Genomic DNA, 18,712 nt, shown 5'->3' on the forward strand with positions numbered 1-18,712 from the left:
AGCGCCTTCACGGGCGTCGTTGGTGCTGGGGACTGCGGCCGTCCTGTACCTTAACTTTTCTCCTCCGGCGCGATGTGCCACCTATGCTGTTCAGAATCGTTCCAGAGGGAACGGCATGAGTGTGGAGGAGCATGGGTATGTTGGATCGGGTTGGCTGCACGGCGCTTGGGGCGCTGTTCCTGTTGGGCGCCTGCACGCACGAGGCTGACGTGCCGGAAGCTGAACCCGTTACCGAGGTGGCGGAAGCCCCGGCGCCGGAGACCGAGACCTTCGCCGTCCGCCTGTTCGACAAGACAATCGGCGAACTCACCGCCACCACCGAAGGCGACACGGTCACGGTGGATTATGAGTATCGCAACAATGGCCGCGGGCCGACGCTGGCCGAGACCATCGTGCTGGGCGAAGACGGCCTGCCGGTCGGCTGGACGGTCGATGGCGCAACGACCTTCGGCAACGAGATCCACGAGACCTTTGCGCTGGAAGACGGCACCGCCAGCTGGACCGATACGACCGGTCCGGGCACAGCTGAAAAGACGGAACCGACGGTCTACATCCCGCAGAACGGCACGCCCTATGCGCTGGCGGTCTATGCGAAGGCGCTGCTGGCGGACGCTGACAACAAGCTGCCTGCCTGGCCGGCGGGGGAACTGTCGCTCGACGCGCTGGAAAGCGTGACGGTGGACGGCGAAGGTGGCCCGGTCGAAGCAACGGCTTATGCGCTGGTCGGCGACGATGTCGACCCGACCTATTTCCTCGCTGAAGCCGACGGCAGCCTGTTCGCTTTCATCTCCCCGCGCTTCGTGATCGTGCGGGAAGGCTATGAAGCTGCTGACACGCAGCTGAAAGACCTCGCCGCGCGCCTCTCGACCGAGCGGCTGGAAACGATCCAGGCCGAGACGGCCCACAAATTCGACGCGCCGCTGGCGATTACCCATGTCCGGGTCTTCGATGCTGAGGCCAAAGCCCTGACAGAGCCATCCACCGTCATGGTGGAGGACGGCGTCATCACGGCTGTGTCGGCGGAAGACGTGGATACGTCCGGCGCCTATGTGATCGACGGACAGGGCGGAACGCTGGTGCCGGGCCTGATCGATATGCACGGTCATGTCAGCCAGGACGCGGCGCTCAAGAACATCGCCGCCGGTGTCACCACGATCCGCGACATGGGCAATGACAATGCCGTGCTGAGCGAGCTGATCGCAAAGATCGATGCCGGCACGCTGGCCGGCCCGCGCATCGTTCGCTCCGGCTTTATTGAGGGGAAGAGCCCGTTCAGCTCCAATAACGGCATCCTCGTGAACAGCGAGGAAGAGGCCGTCGCGGCGGTCGACTGGTATGCCGATCAGGGCGATTTCTTCCAGATCAAGGTCTACAATTCGATGAACCCGGCCTGGGTGCCGGCCATCGTGAAGCGGGCCAAGGAACGCGGCCTACGCGTCACCGGCCACGTCCCGGCCTTCACCAATGCCGACCACATGATCGAGGCCGGCTATGACGAGATGACCCATATCAACCAGGTCATGCTGGGCTGGGTGCTGGCGCAGGGCGAAGACACGCGCACGCTGCTCCGCCTGACTGCCTTGCAACGCCTGCCGGGGCTGGATCTCGATGGCCCGGCTGTGCAGCACACGCTGGACCTGATGGCCGAAAAGGGCGTCGCCATCGACCCGACCTATGCCATCCACGAAGCGCTGCTCCTGTCCCGCAATGGCGAGACACAGGCGGGCATGGCCGACTATGTCGACCATATGCCGGTCGCCGTGCAGCGTCAGGCCAAGGCGGCCTGGTCGGCCATCGGCAGTCCGGAAGAGGATGCTGCCTATAAAGGCGCCTTCGACCAGATCACCGATACGATCCGGCGCATGAAGGATCGCGGCATCTTCATCGTTTTCGGCACAGATCTTGGCGGTGCGCTGACCCTGCACCGCGAGCTGGAACTCTATCAGAATGTCGGCTTCACCCCGGCCGAGATTATCGCCCGCGCCACGCTGGAAGAGGCAGACTATATGGGGCTGGGCGAAGAGATCGGATCCATCGAACCCGGCAAGAAAGCGGACTTCCTGCTGGTGCCCGGCGATCCGGTTGAGGACCTGAAAGCCATCAAGACGATCCGGCTCGTCTCCAAAGGCGACACGGTCTACTTCCCGAGCGAGATCTATCCCCGTTTCGGGATCCGGCCGTTTACCGACGTGCCGGACGTCCGCGCACCGGCCGGAATTGAGTGATCAGGGGAAATTTCCCACTGGGCCTTCAGTAACTGCCCTGAGTTGAATTAAAATACCCCCGATTCGGGGACAGGCTGGTTCAGCCAATGTGAATCTGGAAATTGCAGCAGACGGGGACGTAGTTTTGCTGGATCGAACTTACGCAATGGACAAACCGGTCCAGCCGACATGGCCTGTCTCGTCTGACCCCCTGGGCCGGAAGGTGCACCGCTTCAACAGCGAGCGGTCGTCACTGGACTACATGACCGAAGGCGACCCGGCCCTGCCACCGCTGGTTCTGCTGCAGTCGCTCGAATACCCTGGCTGGCCGGGCCAGGAATTTTGTGCCTTGGCGGAAGACGCCGGCTTCCGGACCGTCAGCGTCCGCCGGCCGGGTTTCGGCTCCGTCCCATCGCAGCCGAATCTGGACCAGCAGGTTGCCCTGATCGGTGCCTTTCTGGACGCGCTCGACGACCAGCCGATGGTCGTCGCCACGCTCGGTACCTCCAATACTTTCGGATACAGGCTGGCGCGGCACCCGAAGGTGAAGCTGCTGGTGCTGTCCAATTGCTGCTTCAACTATAATCCGCTGGCCGAGATACAGCCGGACTGGTTTGCCAAACATATGGAGCAGACCCTGACCAGCGAGGCCGGCGCGCGCCTCGCGCTGATGGGACTGAAGAGTGCGCGGGCGCTTTTCGGCAAGTTCTGGGTCGTCGAGAGCTTCATGCAGAAAAGTGCCGGTGACCTCGAATACCTGCGCAGCAACCGGGAACTCTTTGCCGAAGCCGCGGATTGTGTCGTGGACGGGGTCGACATCCATACATTTATCATGGAGCTGCGGACCACTCTGAAAGACGACATTTTCCTGCAGGATGGGTGTTTCAACGGCGCCCCCGTGATTGCTGTCAGTGGTGAGGAAAACAGCGACCGGTGGAAAACGAAGGTGCGAGCAGAGGCGGAGCGGGTGGGCGTTCCGCTGCATTTCTTCCCTTCCGGCGACGCGCTGGTCATCCACCAGTGTGCTGGCGAGTTTCTCGACCTCGTGCAGCAGCACAGCTGACGCGGCGGAGTTTCTGCATCAACATTACGAATTGCACATAACGTGGGATGGTTTACCGCCCGTTCACCACTCCGGCGCATTCTGCGGACAGTTAATATTCCTGCCCGTATTGTTAATGAGGATGCGTTATGGCGAAGAACACTGTGCGCTGGGGCGCAGATGTCGGTTGTCAGACCAAGGTGAAGCCGCTGGAGCTTCCCAATGACCTGGCCGACCATGGCCTGAAAGGCAAAAGAGCCAAGGGTGAGCTGGGAATCAGCCGCCAGATGACCCGTAAGGACGCCAAGGCCGACGCCCAGGATGGCCTGCCTGTGTCCGAGGCGATCACACAGGACCAGTGGAGCGAGCGGGAGCAGATGATCGCCGAGCGCGCTGAAGAAGTGCGCCGCGGCCTCGGCACATGGATGTCCACCGCCTCGGCCAGCGTCCGCAACTATATTGCCGACTATACGCCGATTGACATTCACCCCGACCAGCTGCGCGAAGCCATCAAGTCGGAAGAGAACGAGTATCGTCACTATGAGACCGACGATACGGCCGACGCCAAGGAAACCCATTCCGCTGCGATCATTGAGCTGCAGCAGTTCCGTGCTCGCCATGGCGACCGGATCGGAGACCGCACGCCGGACATCAAGAAGAATGTCGAACAGGCGATCGCGATTCTCGTCTTCATCATGATCCTGGAAGGCGGCTTCAACGCGCTCCTGTTCAAGGATGCGCAGGCCAATGGCCTGATCGGTGGCATGATGATCGCCTTCGGTGTGAGTGCTGTGAACGTCTGCCTCGGCGTGATCGCCGGTTTCTTCGGCCTGCGTTACGCCCTGAACAGCCCGAATATCGTCAAGCGCGTGATCGGCGGCACGGTCGCGACCGTCTGCATCGCCGCGGGTATCCTGCTGAACTTCTTCGTCGCCCACTTCCGCGATGCGGTTGAGACCGGCCTGCACAGCACGGACGCCGAAGCCGGCCTCGGAACCTTCTCGCTGTTCTCGATCTCGCCGTCTGAAGTGTTCGTGTCGATGTTCCCGAACGTGTTCAGCCTCGACAGCTTCATTGCCCTTGGCCTGTTGTTCATGGGGCTGACAGTCTTTGGCCTGGCCATCTATGAAGGCTATGACCGCATCTCTGACCGCTATCCCGGCTATGGCCGCGTGTGGCGCAAGGAACGCAAGGCCTATGAACGCCGCCAGGCTGTGCGTAACGCCGTGCGCGATGACCTGTCGGATTATTTCACCAGCTGCCGCCAGTGGTTCGAGACGCAGCAGTCCCGTCATGTCGCCGCAAAGCGCGAGATCGAAAAGGCGATGAATCTGCTCGATGCCCGGCGTGATTTCGCCATCGCGATTGCCTCGCGGGCGGCAGACCAGGAGCGCAGCCTGAAAGTGGCCTACCGCCAGGCGCACCGCCGTGCCCGCAATGCCAACCGTGACCGCCTCGGCGATCAGGCGGCTTGCCCGGCCTATTTCGACGAGATCGTCACGCCGCAGCTGCCGTCCTATGATCTGGCCAAGGAGCGCGAGCAGGCGCAGGCAGCCATGAAGACGATCGACAATAACATCACGGCGCTGAATATCTGCCGTGAATGGCTGGAGCAGCATATCCAGCAGGTCCAGCAGGGGCTGTCCTCCATCGAGAAGAAAGTTGTCGAAGAAATCGGCAAGGTCCGCGAAGCGAAGCAGTCGAAGGGCGACACGCATGTCCCCGTTGACCAGGCTCGCCGCGCCTGAGGAGAAAACAGGTCATGGCAAGACGCAGGCATACTCGGGGTCCCTGGTTCTGGCGCGGCGCCATCGGCGCCATGCTGACCGGCGTGTTCGGCCTCTTCGCACTGGTTGCCTTCAGCCAGCCGCCTGCGGTCATGCCGGAAACCAGCTGCCGCGTGGACCGCAAGGATCCGGCGCATACGATTCTGCTGATCGACCAGTCGGACCCGTTCAATCCGAATGACATGGACTGGGTGCATGAGCTGGTGAACGATGAAGCCCGCGCCCTGCCGAAATATGGCAAGCTGACCGTGATGGTGCCGAATGCGGCAGACCCGTACAGCCCGAAAGTTCTGTATGCGGCCTGTTCGCCGGGCAGCGCAGCTGCCGCCAACCCCATCACGCAGAACCCGAAAATGATCGAACAGGCCTGGCAGAAGAAATTCTACCAGCCGCTGGTCGGCACGGTGGAAGAGGCACTGATGGACAAGGAACAGCCAAGCTCCCCGCTCAGCGAGGCGCTCTACACGATTTCCGACCGGGCAGATTTCCAGCCGCAGCAGGCCGGGCGCCGTGTCGTGCTGGTGTCAGACCTGATGCAGCATTCGAGCGGCTTCTCCTTCTACAAGATGGGCGCCGATTATGACGCCTATCTGGAGTCGGAACTGGCCGAGACGAAGCCGAAGCTGGAAGGTGTCGACGTCGTCGCCCGCGTCGTGCCCCGCCAGATCTACGACCTGCCGGTTGCAGACGTAAAAGGCTTCTGGCGCGCCTACTTCACCGACGCAGGCGCGACCTACGGGTCTGTGAACTAGTCTTCGAAGACGCCGATCACCGGCACATGGTCTGACGGCTTATCGAGGCTGCGGGCCTTGCGGTAGATTTCCACGGACTGGAGCCTGTCGGCGGCCTGCGGGGAGACCAGAAGGTGGTCAATCCGGATGCCGTGATCCTTCTGGAAGGCGCCGCCCTGATAGTCCCAGAAGGTGTACTGGTGGGCACGGCCGTCGGTGATCTCGAAGGCATCGGTCATGCCGAGGTTCTTGATCCGGCGAAACGCTTCACGGGTTTCGGGCAGGGCGAGGGCGTCATCGGCCCATTTGGTCTCGTCCCAGCAATCCACCGCCGTGGGGATCGTGTTGTAGTCGCCGCAAAGCACGTAAGGCTCCTCGGCCTTCAGCCGCTCGCGGGCATGATCCAGCAGGCACGCCATCCATTCGAGCTTGTAGTCGAATTTGGGACCCGGTGCCGGGTTGCCGTTCGGCAGGTAGAGCCCGCCGACGCGGAATGGCGTTTCGGCCATGACCAGCGCCTCGATAAAACGGGCCTGGTCGTCCTCCATGGTGGAGAGGCCTTTCGTCACATCCTCCAGCGGATATTTCGAGAGAAGGGCCACGCCATTATAGCTTTTCTGGCCCAGCACGGCGCAATTCCAGCCGGCTTCCTCCAGTTCCATGTAGGGAAAGGCATCCGTCTCGCACTTCAGTTCCTGAAGGCAGACGACATCGCAATCGATGTTCTGTAACACTTCCTGCACAGTCGGGAAGCGGGCCTTGATCGAATTGACGTTCCATGTGGCAATACGCATGCGCTGACCTTTAAGCAGCTTCGCCCCATTGTTCCAGCCAGTCACGGCGCCTATACTTGCAGAAATTTCAAGGAGACCCCCGGCATGGCCCCCAGCTGGATACAATTGCTGATCGTTGTGATCGTCGCGCTGCTGCTGTTTGGCGGCCGGGGCCGGATTTCCGGTATCATGACGGATATGGCCAAGGGCATCGGCGCGTTCCGCAAGGGCCTCAAGGATGAAGAGGAACCCAAGGCGGTCGACAAGGAAGAAATGGTCGACGTCACGCCCAAGAAGGACGAAACCAAGGCTTCGTCCTGAACTCTGACGGAGGGCGCACCCCATGCTGCCCGGAATCGGTTTTACCGAACTTATGGTGCTGGCCGTTGCGGCCCTGATTATCGTCGGGCCCAAGGACCTGCCGATGATGATGCGCCGCCTTGGCCAGTTTGTGGGCAAGGGCCGCGCCATGGCGCGCGAATTCCAGGCCGCCTTTGACGACATCGCCCGCCAGAGCGAACTGGAAGACCTGCGCAAGGAAATCGAGGATCTGAAACGGTCCAATTCCCTGAAACAGGCGACCAGTGACCTCTCCTCCTATGAGCAGGATGTGAATTCCGCCGTGATGGCCCAGTCGCGCTCCGAGGCGGCGGCAAAGCTCGCGGAACAGACGTCGCCGGAAACGCCGGAAGCAAAGCCTGAGGCGAAGTCCGAACCGGCAGCGAAGCCGGAGACCGGCCCCGAGGCTGAACCGAAGGGGGACCCGGCATGAGCCACACGCCCCCCAAGGACGAACAGCCCGAAATCCTGGACGATGAGGTCGAGTCCTCCCGCGCGCCGCTGCTGGAGCACCTGACCGAGCTGCGCTCCCGCCTGATCTGGAGCCTGCTGGCCCTGTCCATCGCAACCATCGGCTGCTTCTTCTTTGCGCAGGACATCTATGAATTCCTGCTCAATCCCTTCGCCCGGATGGCGCAGGAGATCCGCGGCACGAAGCTCGACTTCATCTACACCGCGCCGATGGAGTTCTTCTTCGCCAAGCTGAAGCTGGCCCTGTTCGCCGGCATCTTTGTGGCGTTCCCGTTTGTGGCCTGGCAGGTCTACGCTTTCGTGGCGCCCGGCCTTTACAAGAATGAGCGCGGCGCCTTCTGGCCTTACCTGGTGCTGGCCCCGATCCTGTTCTCCACCGGCGCGGCGTTCGTCTATTACGTGATGCTGCCGATGCTGGCCCGCTTCACCGTAGGCATGGAGCTGACCGACAGCGAAGTCGCCAACATTACCATGCTGCCCAAGGTGGCCGACTACCTGTCGCTGGTGATGGCGCTGATGCTGGCCTTCGGCATCTCCTTCCAGCTGCCGCTGATCCTCACCCTGCTGGGCAAGATCGGCGTGGTCAGTTCCGAAGGCCTGTCGAAAGGCCGTAAATTTGCCATCGTCGGCATTCTCGGATTTTCCGCGGTGTTTACACCTCCGGATGCAATTTCGCAGGTCCTGCTGGCGGCACCTGTCCTGTTTCTTTACGAGATTGGCATCCTCAGCGTGAAAATGATCGAGAAGAAGGAAGCCCAGCGTGAGGCGGCCTCCACAGCCGAATGAGCGCTGCGCTGTCTGGCACTGTTGAATTAAGACCCTGGATGTAGAACCTTGGATCCGAGCCGGGCCTTGAGAAGCAAGGAGTAGTCTGTGGCGCGCCTGAAGAGCGTACTGCTCGTGGATTTCGACAACATATTTGCTGCCACGGGACAGGCCATGGTCGACACGTTGCCGCAATGGCTGCTGTGGCTGTCGGACGGTGCGCTGTCGGAAAAGGGCCGCCGCCGCAAATTTGTCGCCAAGCGGGTCTACTGGAACAGCCAGTATGATGTGCACCGGGACGCCTTCCAGGCGGCCGGGTTCGAGGCTTTCGATTGCCGCGCCCATGCCAAGACCAAGATTGCGTCGGGCAAGTCCTCTGCCGACATCGTCATGACCATGGACGCGATTGAGCTGCGCCATCAGTTGGGCGGCGTCGATGAATTCATCGTGCTGACCACCGATTCAGACTTCGTACCCGTGGTGAACCGCCTGCAGCTGGCCGGTATCCGCGTCGTGACGGCCGGCAAGGAAACGGACCCGACCTACCAGCTCTATTCCGAACATGCCGACGATGTGATCCATATCGGCGCGCTGAAGGCTGCCTTCGATTACGAGCGGGCACCCCGCAAATGGTACAAGCTGCGCTCCGACCCGCCGGTCATCGCACCGCTCCGCCAGCAGGCCGAGCGCCTGTCGCCCCTGCTGAAGAAGGTGCGCCACGCTGTGCGCGTGGAGAAGGCGAACGGCACGCCGGGCGCGGTGCAGCAGCTGAAGCTTGCGGCGGATATTGTCATGCAGCTCGGCGCCCGCACGCCGGACCAGCCGCTGCCGCGCAACAAGGTGATCCGCGCGCTGGAGGGTATGGAAGGTTTCCAGACCAAATATGGCAACCGGGTGAAGCCGTGGCTCGGCCAGAAGAATTTCAAAACCCTGATGCGCAAGCTGTCGGAGGAAAACCCGGACATTCAGGTGACCGAACTGGCCGACAAGACCGTGCGCATCGTCTGCCGGGCCCGCGGGCCGCGCGGCCGCCGCGGGCGGATGGTCGGTGTGCCGTCTCCGCTCGGGCCGCCGCCGAAACGGCCTGACCCGCCGGCCCCGAAGCCAACGGAGCCGGAGCCCGAGGAAGAGGCGAAGGCCGCTGACACGGCGCCGGAAGAGAAATCGGACGAAAAGCCGGCTGCGGCTGAAACGCGAGTGGACGCATCGGCCGCAGCGGATTAGACGCAGGGGCTGTAGAAGACCCCTAAAGTCATCAAAGGCCCGACCCGATGTTTGACCTCCGCGCGATCCGCGAAAACCCTGAAGCCTTCCGCAAGGCCTGGAACCGGCGCAAGCCGGGCCTCGGCGATGCGGTGGACGATATTCACCGCCACGATGCGGCCCTGCGTACGGCACTGACCGACAAGCAGGAAGCCGAGAAACTGCGCAATGAAACGTCCAAGCTGATCGGCAAGGCGAAAGCCTCCGGCGACGAGGCGGAGTTCGAGCGCCTGCGCAAAGTGGTGGCCGATGCCAAGGAAACGATCGAAGCCTGCGCCGAGCAGGAAGAGGCGGCTCGGGCAGAGCTGAACGAGCTGCTCTACGGCCTGCCGAACCTGCCGCTGGACGATGTGCCGGAAGGCCAGGACGAAGAGGCGAACGTCGAACAGCACCGCTGGGGCGAACCGAAGCAAATCAACGGTCCGAAAGATCATGCCGATCTCGGCGAAGCCCTCGGCATGATGGATTTCGAGACGGCCGCCAAGATGAGCGGCGCGCGCTTCGTGCTGCTCTCGGGCAAGCTCGCCCGGCTCGAACGTGCCATCGCGGCGTTCATGCTGGACCTGCAGACCGAAGAGCATGGGTACACGGAATGCTCGCCGCCGCTGCTGGTGAAGGACCAGGCGCTGGTTGGCACGGGGCAGCTTCCCAAGTTCGCTGAGGACCTCTTCAAAACGACGGCAGATCACTGGCTGATCCCGACGGCAGAAGTGTCTCTGACCAACATCGTCCGTGAGACGATCATCGAACCGGGTTACCTGCCGCGCCGCTTCACCGCGCACACGCCGTGCTTCCGCTCGGAAGCGGGCAGTGCGGGGCGTGACACGAAGGGCATGATCCGTCTGCACCAGTTCAACAAGGTGGAGCTCGTCTCGGTCGTCGCGAACGAGGAAGAGGGGCTGAAGGAACTGGAGCGCATGACGGAATGCGCCGAGGCTGTGCTGAAGCGCCTCGACCTGCCGTTCCGCCGCATGCTGCTCTGCACAGGCGATATGGGGGCAGGGGCGCGCAAGACCTATGACCTCGAAGTCTGGCTGCCCTCGCAGAAAACCTATCGCGAGATCAGCTCGTGTTCTTACTGCGGAGACTTCCAGGCCCGCCGCATGGACGCGCGCTACCGCCCGGAAGCCGGCGCCAAGCCGGAATTCGTGCACACGCTGAACGGCTCCGGCCTCGCCGTCGGGCGCACCCTGGTCGCCGTGATCGAGAACTACCAGAACGAAGACGGCTCCATCACCGTGCCGGAAGCCCTGCGCTCCTACATGGGCGGCCTTGAGGTGATTTCGTGAGAATCCTCCTCACAAACGATGATGGTATCAATGCCCCCGGCCTCTCCGTGCTGGAGGAGATCGCGAAGGAGCTGTCGGACGACATCTGGATTGCGGCGCCGGAAGAAGAACAGTCCGGCAAGGGCCGTGCGATCTCGCTGACGCATCCGGTGCGCACTCGCAAGGTCGGCGCCCGCGCCTTCGCGATCACCGGCACGCCGTCCGACTGCGTGCTGCTGGCCACGCATGACCTGATGCCAGAGAAGCCGGACCTCGTACTCTCCGGCGTCAATCGCGGCCAGAACATTGCCGAGGATACGAGCTTTTCCGGCACCATCGCGGCGGCCATGTTCGGCATGCAGCTGGGCATTCCGTCCATCGCGCTAAGCCAGTCCCAGAACTTCCGCGAGCGCGGCTCGCTGCCATGGGACACGGCGCGGACCTGGGGTGCGAAGACGCTGCGCCCGCTGCTGGATATTGGCTGGCCGGACGATGTGGTGATGAACGTGAACTTCCCGGACGTGGAGCCGGAAGATGTTCGCGGCGTCCAGATCACCCGTCAGGGCTTCCGCGACGAGTCGATCATCCATACCGACCGGCGCGAGGATTTGCGCGGAAACGATTATTACTGGATCGGCTACAAGGGCAAATTGTCCAAGCCGGACGAAGGAACTGACCTGAGAGCGATCTATGAGGGCTATGTTTCGGTGTCTCCGCTACATGTGGACTTGACGCACGAGGCGTTCCTCCAAAAGCTCAAAGGATCATGGCAGGCCTGATCGCCGATCCCTTTCGTGCAGCCCGGCTCGTTCTCCACCTGCGGCAGGAGGGCGTGACCGATGATGGCGTGCTGCGCGCCATGGAAACCATCGACCGCGCTGCCTTCATCGACGATCCGGCGCTGACGGACCTTGCCTTCGAGAATGCGCTCGTGCCGATCCCCTGCGGCCAGATCATCCCGCGGCCGGTGACGACGGGCCAGCTGATCCAGGCGCTTCAGCTGGAAAAAGGCAACAAATCCCGTGTTCTGCTGATTGGCGCCGGTTCCGGTTACACGGCTGCGCTGTTGGCGCAGATCGCGTCGGACGTATTCGCGGTGGAGCGTTTCAACGCGCTGACCGAGGCGATCCGGCGCCGCATTCTCAATCTGGAACTGTCCAACCTGGCGGTGCGCTGCGGCGATGGTCTGGCTGGCTGGCCGGAGCGGGGGCCGTATGACCGCATCCTGTTGGCCGGGGCTGTGGAGGAGATTCCGGAGGCGTTGCTCTCCCAGCTGGGAAAAGGCGGCCTGCTGGTCGCCCCGGTCGTGACGCCGGACGGGCAGGTCCTGATGCGCCTGCATGAGAATGGCGAGCGTGAACGCCTCGGCTTCCGGCATGCGTTGCCCCTGTTGCGCGAAGGCCCCGCACAGGCGCTCTGACTGCGAATTCGCGCCTGCAGCCCTTGTTTGCCAAGCCCGGCGGCCACAGCTATAGGGGCGTATCTTTTTTGGGGCTTGAAGAGAGGAAAATCATGGCGAACAAGCACGTAGCGCTGTTCATCGGAGCTGCCCTGTCGGCGCTTCCGGCGGTGGCTCAGGAAGCCGGTGGCCGTCCGGGTGGCGGCCTGTTCGAGCTGCTGATCATGCCGATCGGCCTGGTTGCCATCTTCTACTTCCTGCTGATCCGTCCGCAGCAGCAGCGCGCCAAGAAACACTCCGCCATGCTGACGGCCCTCAAGCGCGGCGACACGGTGGTCACCTCCGGCGGTCTCGTCGGCAAGGTGAACAAGGTGTTCGACGACGAGATTTCCCTCGACCTGGGTGAAAACGTGAAAGTTCGCGTGATCAAGACCATGGTCATCGAGGTGCGCGGCAAGGCCGAACCGGTCGCTGCCAACGACTAGGCCCAACGACTGAGCCGGGCGCCCATCGGCGCGGCCATTCAAGGATTCCCAAATGCTTCAGTTTCCACCCTGGAAGTTAGGCCTGATTGTCCTGGTTCTTCTGTGGGGCGCCCTGCTGGCCGCTCCGAATGTGGTGAACATGTCCGGCGCGCCGGGCTGGATGCCGAAGAAGGGCGTGAATCTGGGGCTGGACCTTCAGGGCGGCGTCTACCTGATGATGGAAATCCAGGCGGACGAAGTCGTTGCCAACCGGCTGGACGTGCTGTCGCGCGATGTCTCCTCCGCGCTGACGACGCCGGCCTCTGACCGGATCTTCAACCTGCCGGAAGTCAAAGGCCGCGAACTGGTCGTGCGCCTGACCCGCCCGGACGCTGACGGCAATTTCCGCACCGAGGACGCGCTGAAGCGCCTGCAGAAGCTGAACGGCCCGGTCGGCGGTGTCATCGGCGGCGCGCAGATGTACGAGATGCGCATTTCCGGCAAGGACACGATCACGATCACCGTGCCGCAGGCCGCAGAAGAGGCGCTTCTGAAAGAGGCCCTCGGCAAGACGATGACCATCGTCCGCCGCCGGGTCGACCCGGAAGGCGTGTCTGAAATCTCGATCACGCCGCAGGGCAACAGCCGCATCATCCTGGAAGCGCCGGGCGAGCCGGATCCGCAGCGCCTGAAAGACCTGCTGAACCGCGACGGCCGGATGACCTTCAATATCGTCGACTCCAGTGCGGCGGCGATCCAGGCCGCACAGGCAGGCGCCGTGAAACCGGGCTACCGTCTTCTGTATGACGATCAGGACATTCCGTACCTGATCAATAACATCCCTGAAATTGTCGGCTCCGATGTCGCTAATGCTGCGCAGAGCTTTGACGAGCAGAACCGTCCGCAGATCACGTTCCGCCTGAACGGCAATGGCGCGCGGAAGTTCTATGAGACGACCGCCAAGAACACCGGCAAACAATTCGCAATCGTGCTGGACGACAAGGTCATGTCGGCGCCGCGCATCGACGAGCCGATCCCGGGTGGAAACGTCCGCATCACCGGTACGTTCTCGCAGCAGGAAGCCATCGACCTCGCCGCCATCATCGAAGCAGGTGAGATGCCGGCCAAGCTGCAATTCCTCGACCAGCGGACGGTCAGCCCGACCCTCGGACAGGACTCGATCAATGCCGGTTATACCGCAGCCCTGATCGGCCTGGCGGCCGTCGCCGTCTTCATGGTGCTCGTCTATGGCGTGCTCGGCTTCTTCGCCGTGCTGTCGCTGGCCTGCAACATCATCCTGATCTTTGCCGGCCTGTCGGGTGTCGGCGCCACGCTCACCCTGCCGGGGATTGCAGGTATCATCCTGACCATCGGTATGGCTGTGGACGCCAACGTGCTGGTGTTCGAGCGGATCCGCGAAGAGCAAGGTGAAGGCCGCTCGCCATGGACGGCGACGCAGGCAGGCTATGAGCGTGCCCTGTCGACCATCATGGACGCCAACATCACCACGCTGATCGCGGCGACCATTCTTTACCTTCTGGGCTCCGGCCCGGTGAAAGGCTTCGCCGTGACCCTGTCCATCGGCATCGTGACCTCCGTGTTCACGGCCTATGTCGTGACCCGGATGATCACGGTCGGATACATGAAACTGATAAAACCCAAGCGGTTCGGAATTTAGGGGCAGGAGAGACGCGATGCTGATCAAATACTGGCCCGACCGGACCAAAGTCCCCTTCATGAGCTTCCGGGTTGCCGGGGCTCTGTTCTCGATGATCCTGATTGCGGCATCAGCCTTCCTTCTGGGAACGCGCGGCCTGAATTTCGGGGTCGACTTTGCCGGCGGCACCGTGATGGAGCTGGCAAAGACGGATACCGTCACCGTGCCGGCCGTACGCGAAGCCATGCCGATCAATGCCGAGGTCAACAGTGCCCGCGGCACCGATGGCCGCGAGATCGTCGTGGTCAAGTTCGGCGAAGCGCCGCCGGACCTGCTGGGCGAAGACTTCAAGTCGCTGTCGGAAGAACAGAAGGCAGAACGCGCTTCCGGCGCCACGAACGAATTGATCGTCCAGACATTGTCCGAAAAGTTCGGCCTCAGTGTCGAGAATGGCGACTTCCTGCGGAATGACTCGGTTGGCCCGAAAGTCTCTCAGGAATTGTTCACCGACGGGATCACGGCGCTCGTTGTCGCGCTGGCCATGATGCTGGTCTATATCTGGTTCCGCTTCCAGTGGCAGTTCTCGGTCGGCGCCATCGCGGCGCTGGCGCACGATGTGATCATCACGCTCGGCATGTTCGCGTTGCTGCGGATCGAGTTCAACCTGACCTCCATCGCGGCCCTGCTGACCATCATCGGTTACTCCATGAACGATACGGTCGTCGTGTTCGACCGCATCCGGGAAGACCGCCGCAAGTACAAGAAGATGCCGGACCGCGAAGTCATCGACATGTCGCTGAACGTGACCCTGTCGCGGACCTTGCTGACCTCCGGCACGACGCTGATCTCGCTGTTCGCGATCTATTTCCTCGGCGGCCCCGTGCTGCAGGGCATGAGTTTCGCGCTGATCTTCGGTATCTTTATCGGTACCTATTCGTCGATCTTCATCGCGTCAGCGCTGGTCCTGTCGCTCGGCATGGATTTCACGCGGAAAACCGTCGAGGAAGTCGAAGGCTTCACCGGCGTCTAGGCGCCGGACTTTCCGGACTTACTGGCCCAGCATCACGATCCGCTCGCACAGCGCGTCGATTGCCTTTTCCGGCGTATCGCTGTGTACGAGCGCCGTGCGGAAGCTTTCCGGCGTGAACTTGCCGTCGATGATGTGCCCCATGAGATCGAAAAAGGGCGACCAGAAGCCGTCTTCGTCCAGAAAGGCCATCGGCTTGGCGTGCAGGCCAAGGCGCGCCCAGGACAGGATCTCGACCGCTTCCTCCAGCGTGCCGATACCGCCCGGCAGCACGATGAACGCGTCCGACTCCTCGAACATCATCTGCTTGCGGGTGTGCATGTCCTCGACGATGCGGTGCTCGACATCCTCGTAGATCATTTCCTTGGTCAGCAGGAAGCGGGGCATGATGCCCAACACGTCGCCGGCTGACTCATGTGCCGCCCGCGCGCAGGCGCCCATCAGGCCAACACCGCCGCCGCCATAGACGAGGCGGATGTCGCGCTTGGCCAGCTCCCGGCCCAGCCGCTCGGCCAGTGCGATATAGTCCGGACGCACGTCATTCGACGCACCGCAATACACACAGACCGACCGCAAATTCGACATTCCCTGAACCTCGTTTTCTTTTCTCTTTCTATCCCTCATATGGGGCGCCTTATGCCCGCGCCAGCGCGAAAATCAGGCCATTTCAGGCCCAAAGAGATGCTTTCGGGTTCCCTGCGGCCCCAAACGGCCCCATATGCCGGGGAATGAGTCCTCCGCACGCCAGTCAGAACCACGACAAGATCGACAGCGCCGATGGCGGTCTCGGCCCGTCAATTGCGCGCATTCTGAAGCTGCTCTGGCGGCCGGAACTGGCGAAATGGCGCCCGGTGATCGCGATTGCCATCCTGCTGACGCTGGGCGCGTCTGTGCTGGAAGTGGTCTCGCCGCTGGTCGTCGGCCATGCAATCAACCAGGTCGCCCCGTCAGGCGGCGCCCCCGCTGCCTTCGGCATAGCCGCCATCTGGCTCGCCTTCGGGATCGGCGTCCGCTTCGCCGCCGGCGCCATGCCCCAGCTGCGGGACTGGCTGTTCTCTCCGGTCAGCCAGGACGCCCAGCGCCTCGCCAGCGTGGACGCGTTCGGCCATGCGCAGATGCTCTCGCTGAACTTCCACCAGACCCGCCGCACAGGTGCCCTCAACCGCGTGATCGAGCGCGGCGCCAGCGCCATCGACTACCTGATCCGCTTCCTCGCCTTCAATATCGGGCCCACCTTTGTGCGCCTGATCCTGGCTTCGGTCGCGCTGGGCCTGGCTTATGACTACAAGCTCGCGCTGATCGCCGTTGCGACCATCGCCATCTATGTCGTCGCCACCGTCATCATCACCGAATGGCGCGTGCGCCAGCGCCGCAAGATGAATGAGGCCGACACGCATTTCCGCGCCACCTCGGTCGACATCCTCACCAATTTCGAGACGGTGAAATCCTTCGCCGCCGAGCGCCGGGAAACCGCCCGCTTCGGCAAGGCGATGGCCAATTACAACCACCATTATGTCGAGACCGTCCGGTCCATGTACATCCTGAACGCCACGCAGGCCTTCGTGATGAATGCCGGCCTCGCGGCGGTGCTGGTCCTGTCGGCCTGGAACGTCATCCACGGCAAGATGCAGATCGGCGACCTGACGGCGGTCATGCTGATGATGCTGTCGCTTTATGCTCCGCTGAACATCCTTGGCTGGGCCTGGCGGGAGATCAAGCAGGGCGCGGTCGACCTCGAAAAGCTCTACGGCCTGCTCGACATGAAGCCCGAGATTACCGATGCGCCGGACGCCATCGAGCTTGCGCATCCGGTCGGCAGCGTCACGTTCGAGAATGTCTCCTTCAGCCATGAAGGCCGCGCCGTCGGCGTGCAGGATGTCAGCTTCGACCTGCAGCCCGGCAAGAAGATCGCCTTCGTCGGCACCTCCGGCGCCGGCAAGTCGACGCTGCTGAAGCTGCTCTTCCGCTTCTATGACGTCAAATCCGGTCGCGTTCTGGTCGACGGCCATGACGTGCGCGGCCTGACACAGGAATCCCTGCGCCGCGCGCTCGGCCTCGTGCCGCAGGATGTTGTCCTCTTCAACGACACGATCCGCCGCAACATCGCCTATGCCCGGCCCGACGCGACCGATGAGGACGTGCGCGACGCCGCCCGCCGGGCGCAGCTGCTCGACTTCATCGAAAGCCTGCCGGAAGGCTGGAACACCCGCGTCGGCGAGCGCGGCCTGAAGCTCTCCGGCGGGGAGAAACAGCGTGTCGGCATCGCCCGCGTCATCCTCGCCGATCCGGCCATCCTCGTGCTGGACGAGGCAACCTCCGCCCTCGACAGCGCCACCGAGCATGCTGTCCAGGAAGCGCTCGACGAGGCCTCCCAGGGCCGCACCACGCTGATGGTCGCCCACCGCCTCTCCACGGTAAAATCGGCTGACGAAATCCTCGTTCTGGAAGCCGGGCAGGTGATCGAACGCGGAGATCACGCCACCCTGCTGTCAAAGCACGGGAAATATGCTGATATGTGGGAAAGACAGGCCCGCAGTGCGAATCTCGAACTCGCGGCCGAATAAGAGCTCGGAATAAGAAAGCGTGCGGAATCATGGATGACCTGGACCACAAGTCCACGCCCTGGCTGAATGGTGGCTTCGACATTGAAGGCATCGTCGTGGCATTCGCTGTGTTCCTTGGGGCCCTGCTGCTGGGCTGGCTGTGGGCGCCGCTCTTCTGGCTCGGTTTCATCGCCTTTATCGCGACCCTGCTTGCGACCCGCTGGTCGCAGCGCACCCCGCCCGAACTCGCCAGCGGCATCGTCGCGCCCTGTGACGGCATCGTCGTGTCGGTGACCCAGATGGAAGCGCCGCCGGAATTGCGTTTCCACACGCCTGTGGTCACCCGCGTCCGCATTTCGTCTGCGCCGGTTTCCACCAACAAGATCTACACGCCGATCTCCGGCAGCCTGGAACATGTGACGCTGGAAGAGGGCGACTCCTCCATCCCGATCGCCATGCGCGCGGATGATGAGGGCCTCTCCCGGGCGTGGATGTGCTTTGAAAGCCACGGCCAGCAGGTCGGCATCCGGCTCGCCTCCGGCGGCTTTGGCCCCCGCATCGAGATCGACATGAATGCGGGCGACATTGCCCGCCTCGGCAAGCCGTGCGGCACGCGCCGCCTGGGCGGTTGGTGCGACCTCTTCATTCCCACAAGTTCCGGCCAGCTGATCTGGCCCGGTCAGAGCCTAGTCGGGGGCGAGACCGTCATCGGCCGCCTGCGCTCCGATGCGCATGACGCCGAAGACGACGAGATCGAAGAGGCTTTCGAGATCCAGCGTGAGGCCGCCGCGGGCGTGGCGGAGGAAGACCCGTTCGAACCTGTGCTGGCAGAGGACGAGGAAGACGACGAACAATACGTCTCCCCGGAAGACGCGGACGTCTCGGAAGAAGACCCGGCCATCCTCTTCGCCCGCCTCCGCGAAGCCGCCCGCCGCTCTGAAGAGGGCGATTGATCCGGCATAGTCCGGTATAGTCCGTT

At 62.7% G+C, this 18,712-nt stretch carries 18 protein-coding genes; 16 read left to right on the plus strand and 2 right to left on the minus strand.

What is annotated here, in order from left to right; genetic code table 11:
• Window positions 1–137: 137 nt before the first annotated feature.
• The 4 genes from HJA_RS17295 to HJA_RS17310 all read left to right on the plus strand — a co-directional run bounded on the left by HJA_RS17295 (window position 138) and on the right by HJA_RS17310 (window position 5,785).
• Window positions 138–2,225: an amidohydrolase family protein gene (locus HJA_RS17295; RefSeq protein WP_035584932.1), complete on the plus strand. Its 2,088-nt coding sequence runs from the start codon at window positions 138–140 to the stop codon at window positions 2,223–2,225.
• A 145-nt stretch (window positions 2,226–2,370) separates the two neighbouring features.
• Window positions 2,371–3,267 (plus strand): alpha/beta fold hydrolase, encoded by an 897-nt coding sequence (locus HJA_RS17300; RefSeq protein ID WP_035584934.1) that lies wholly within the window; start codon window positions 2,371–2,373, stop codon window positions 3,265–3,267.
• A 128-nt stretch (window positions 3,268–3,395) separates the two neighbouring features.
• Window positions 3,396–4,994, plus strand: a complete 1,599-nt coding sequence (locus HJA_RS17305; protein WP_035584935.1) for a cytochrome b family protein — start codon at window positions 3,396–3,398, stop codon at window positions 4,992–4,994.
• Between the two features lie 14 nt (window positions 4,995–5,008).
• Window positions 5,009–5,785 (plus strand): hypothetical protein, encoded by a 777-nt coding sequence (locus tag HJA_RS17310; protein WP_035584937.1) that lies wholly within the window; start codon window positions 5,009–5,011, stop codon window positions 5,783–5,785.
• Here HJA_RS17310 and HJA_RS17315 read toward each other — a convergent pair.
• Window positions 5,782–6,558 carry an exodeoxyribonuclease III gene (locus HJA_RS17315; protein WP_035584940.1) on the minus strand — a complete coding sequence of 259 codons (777 nt, stop codon included), beginning with the start codon at window positions 6,556–6,558 and terminating at the stop codon, window positions 5,782–5,784. The genes HJA_RS17310 and HJA_RS17315 overlap by 4 nt on opposite strands.
• Window positions 6,559–6,642: 84 nt before the next feature.
• Here HJA_RS17315 and HJA_RS17320 point away from each other — a divergent pair, with 84 nt between their 5' ends.
• From HJA_RS17320 to secF, 10 genes are all read left to right on the plus strand, one after another.
• Window positions 6,643–6,858 carry a twin-arginine translocase TatA/TatE family subunit gene (locus tag HJA_RS17320; RefSeq protein ID WP_035584942.1) on the plus strand — a complete coding sequence of 72 codons (216 nt, stop codon included), beginning with the start codon at window positions 6,643–6,645 and terminating at the stop codon, window positions 6,856–6,858.
• A gap of 22 nt (window positions 6,859–6,880) precedes the next feature.
• Window positions 6,881–7,309, plus strand: coding sequence for a Sec-independent protein translocase protein TatB (tatB, locus tag HJA_RS18265; protein ID WP_081814795.1), 429 nt, complete (start codon window positions 6,881–6,883; stop codon window positions 7,307–7,309).
• Complete coding sequence (gene tatC / locus HJA_RS17330) at window positions 7,306–8,133, plus strand: twin-arginine translocase subunit TatC (protein WP_199285811.1); 828 nt, start codon at window positions 7,306–7,308, stop codon at window positions 8,131–8,133. Before tatB ends, tatC begins: the two co-directional genes overlap by 4 nt.
• Window positions 8,134–8,220: 87 nt before the next feature.
• Entirely contained in the window at window positions 8,221–9,336 is a 1,116-nt protein-coding gene (locus HJA_RS17335) for an NYN domain-containing protein (protein ID WP_035584944.1), read from the plus strand.
• A gap of 47 nt (window positions 9,337–9,383) precedes the next feature.
• Window positions 9,384–10,664, plus strand: a complete 1,281-nt coding sequence (gene serS / locus HJA_RS17340) for a serine--tRNA ligase (protein ID WP_035584946.1) — start codon at window positions 9,384–9,386, stop codon at window positions 10,662–10,664.
• Entirely contained in the window at window positions 10,661–11,422 is a 762-nt protein-coding gene (gene surE, locus HJA_RS17345; protein WP_035584949.1) for a 5'/3'-nucleotidase SurE, read from the plus strand. Before serS ends, surE begins: the two co-directional genes overlap by 4 nt.
• Window positions 11,410–12,063, plus strand: a complete 654-nt coding sequence (locus HJA_RS17350; protein WP_035584950.1) for a protein-L-isoaspartate O-methyltransferase family protein — start codon at window positions 11,410–11,412, stop codon at window positions 12,061–12,063. The genes surE and HJA_RS17350 overlap by 13 nt, the downstream gene beginning before the upstream one ends.
• A 92-nt stretch (window positions 12,064–12,155) precedes the next feature.
• Window positions 12,156–12,527, plus strand: coding sequence for a preprotein translocase subunit YajC (gene yajC, locus HJA_RS17355; protein ID WP_051597844.1), 372 nt, complete (start codon window positions 12,156–12,158; stop codon window positions 12,525–12,527).
• 52 nt (window positions 12,528–12,579) lie between these two features.
• Complete coding sequence (secD, locus tag HJA_RS17360; protein ID WP_035584951.1) at window positions 12,580–14,184, plus strand: protein translocase subunit SecD; 1,605 nt, start codon at window positions 12,580–12,582, stop codon at window positions 14,182–14,184.
• A gap of 16 nt (window positions 14,185–14,200) precedes the next feature.
• The gene (gene secF / locus HJA_RS17365) at window positions 14,201–15,193 is read left to right on the plus strand and encodes a protein translocase subunit SecF (protein ID WP_035584952.1); all 993 of its coding nucleotides are present in this window, start codon (window positions 14,201–14,203) and stop codon (window positions 15,191–15,193) included.
• Window positions 15,194–15,211: 18 nt separating this feature from the next.
• Here the strand turns inward: secF and HJA_RS17370 are convergent, their stop codons facing one another.
• Window positions 15,212–15,775, minus strand: coding sequence for an LOG family protein (locus tag HJA_RS17370; RefSeq protein WP_035584953.1), 564 nt, complete (start codon window positions 15,773–15,775; stop codon window positions 15,212–15,214).
• Between the two features lie 143 nt (window positions 15,776–15,918).
• Here HJA_RS17370 and HJA_RS17375 point away from each other — a divergent pair, with 143 nt between their 5' ends.
• The gene (locus HJA_RS17375) at window positions 15,919–17,754 is read left to right on the plus strand and encodes an ABCB family ABC transporter ATP-binding protein/permease (RefSeq protein WP_035584954.1); all 1,836 of its coding nucleotides are present in this window, start codon (window positions 15,919–15,921) and stop codon (window positions 17,752–17,754) included.
• A 29-nt stretch (window positions 17,755–17,783) separates the two neighbouring features.
• The gene (locus HJA_RS17380; protein WP_035584956.1) at window positions 17,784–18,686 is read left to right on the plus strand and encodes a phosphatidylserine decarboxylase; all 903 of its coding nucleotides are present in this window, start codon (window positions 17,784–17,786) and stop codon (window positions 18,684–18,686) included.
• Window positions 18,687–18,712 lie beyond the last annotated feature (26 nt).

Origin of the sequence: Hyphomonas jannaschiana VP2, assembly GCF_000685215.1 — a bacterium.
Taxonomy (GTDB): Bacteria; Pseudomonadota; Alphaproteobacteria; order Caulobacterales; family Hyphomonadaceae; genus Hyphomonas; species Hyphomonas jannaschiana.

Excerpts from the sequence above, each read along its gene's own strand:
- HJA_RS17320 (WP_035584942.1), top strand. The coding sequence starts at position 6,643 with ATGGCCCCCAGCTGGATACAATTGCTGATCGTTGTGATCGTCGCGCTG.
- tatB (WP_081814795.1), top strand. The coding sequence starts at position 6,881 with ATGCTGCCCGGAATCGGTTTTACCGAACTTATGGTGCTGGCCGTTGCG.
- HJA_RS17370 (WP_035584953.1), bottom strand. The coding sequence starts at position 15,775 with ATGTCGAATTTGCGGTCGGTCTGTGTGTATTGCGGTGCGTCGAATGAC.
- HJA_RS17305 (WP_035584935.1), top strand. The coding sequence starts at position 3,396 with ATGGCGAAGAACACTGTGCGCTGGGGCGCAGATGTCGGTTGTCAGACC.
- secF (WP_035584952.1), top strand. The coding sequence starts at position 14,201 with ATGCTGATCAAATACTGGCCCGACCGGACCAAAGTCCCCTTCATGAGC.
- tatC (WP_199285811.1), top strand. The coding sequence starts at position 7,306 with ATGAGCCACACGCCCCCCAAGGACGAACAGCCCGAAATCCTGGACGAT.
- HJA_RS17380 (WP_035584956.1), top strand. The coding sequence starts at position 17,784 with ATGGATGACCTGGACCACAAGTCCACGCCCTGGCTGAATGGTGGCTTC.
- HJA_RS17295 (WP_035584932.1), top strand. The coding sequence starts at position 138 with ATGTTGGATCGGGTTGGCTGCACGGCGCTTGGGGCGCTGTTCCTGTTG.
- HJA_RS17300 (WP_035584934.1), top strand. The coding sequence starts at position 2,371 with ATGGACAAACCGGTCCAGCCGACATGGCCTGTCTCGTCTGACCCCCTG.
- secD (WP_035584951.1), top strand. The coding sequence starts at position 12,580 with ATGCTTCAGTTTCCACCCTGGAAGTTAGGCCTGATTGTCCTGGTTCTT.
- HJA_RS17375 (WP_035584954.1), top strand. The coding sequence starts at position 15,919 with ATGAGTCCTCCGCACGCCAGTCAGAACCACGACAAGATCGACAGCGCC.
- serS (WP_035584946.1), top strand. The coding sequence starts at position 9,384 with ATGTTTGACCTCCGCGCGATCCGCGAAAACCCTGAAGCCTTCCGCAAG.
- HJA_RS17310 (WP_035584937.1), top strand. The coding sequence starts at position 5,009 with ATGGCAAGACGCAGGCATACTCGGGGTCCCTGGTTCTGGCGCGGCGCC.
- yajC (WP_051597844.1), top strand. The coding sequence starts at position 12,156 with ATGGCGAACAAGCACGTAGCGCTGTTCATCGGAGCTGCCCTGTCGGCG.
- HJA_RS17315 (WP_035584940.1), bottom strand. The coding sequence starts at position 6,558 with ATGCGTATTGCCACATGGAACGTCAATTCGATCAAGGCCCGCTTCCCG.
- HJA_RS17350 (WP_035584950.1), top strand. The coding sequence starts at position 11,410 with ATGGCAGGCCTGATCGCCGATCCCTTTCGTGCAGCCCGGCTCGTTCTC.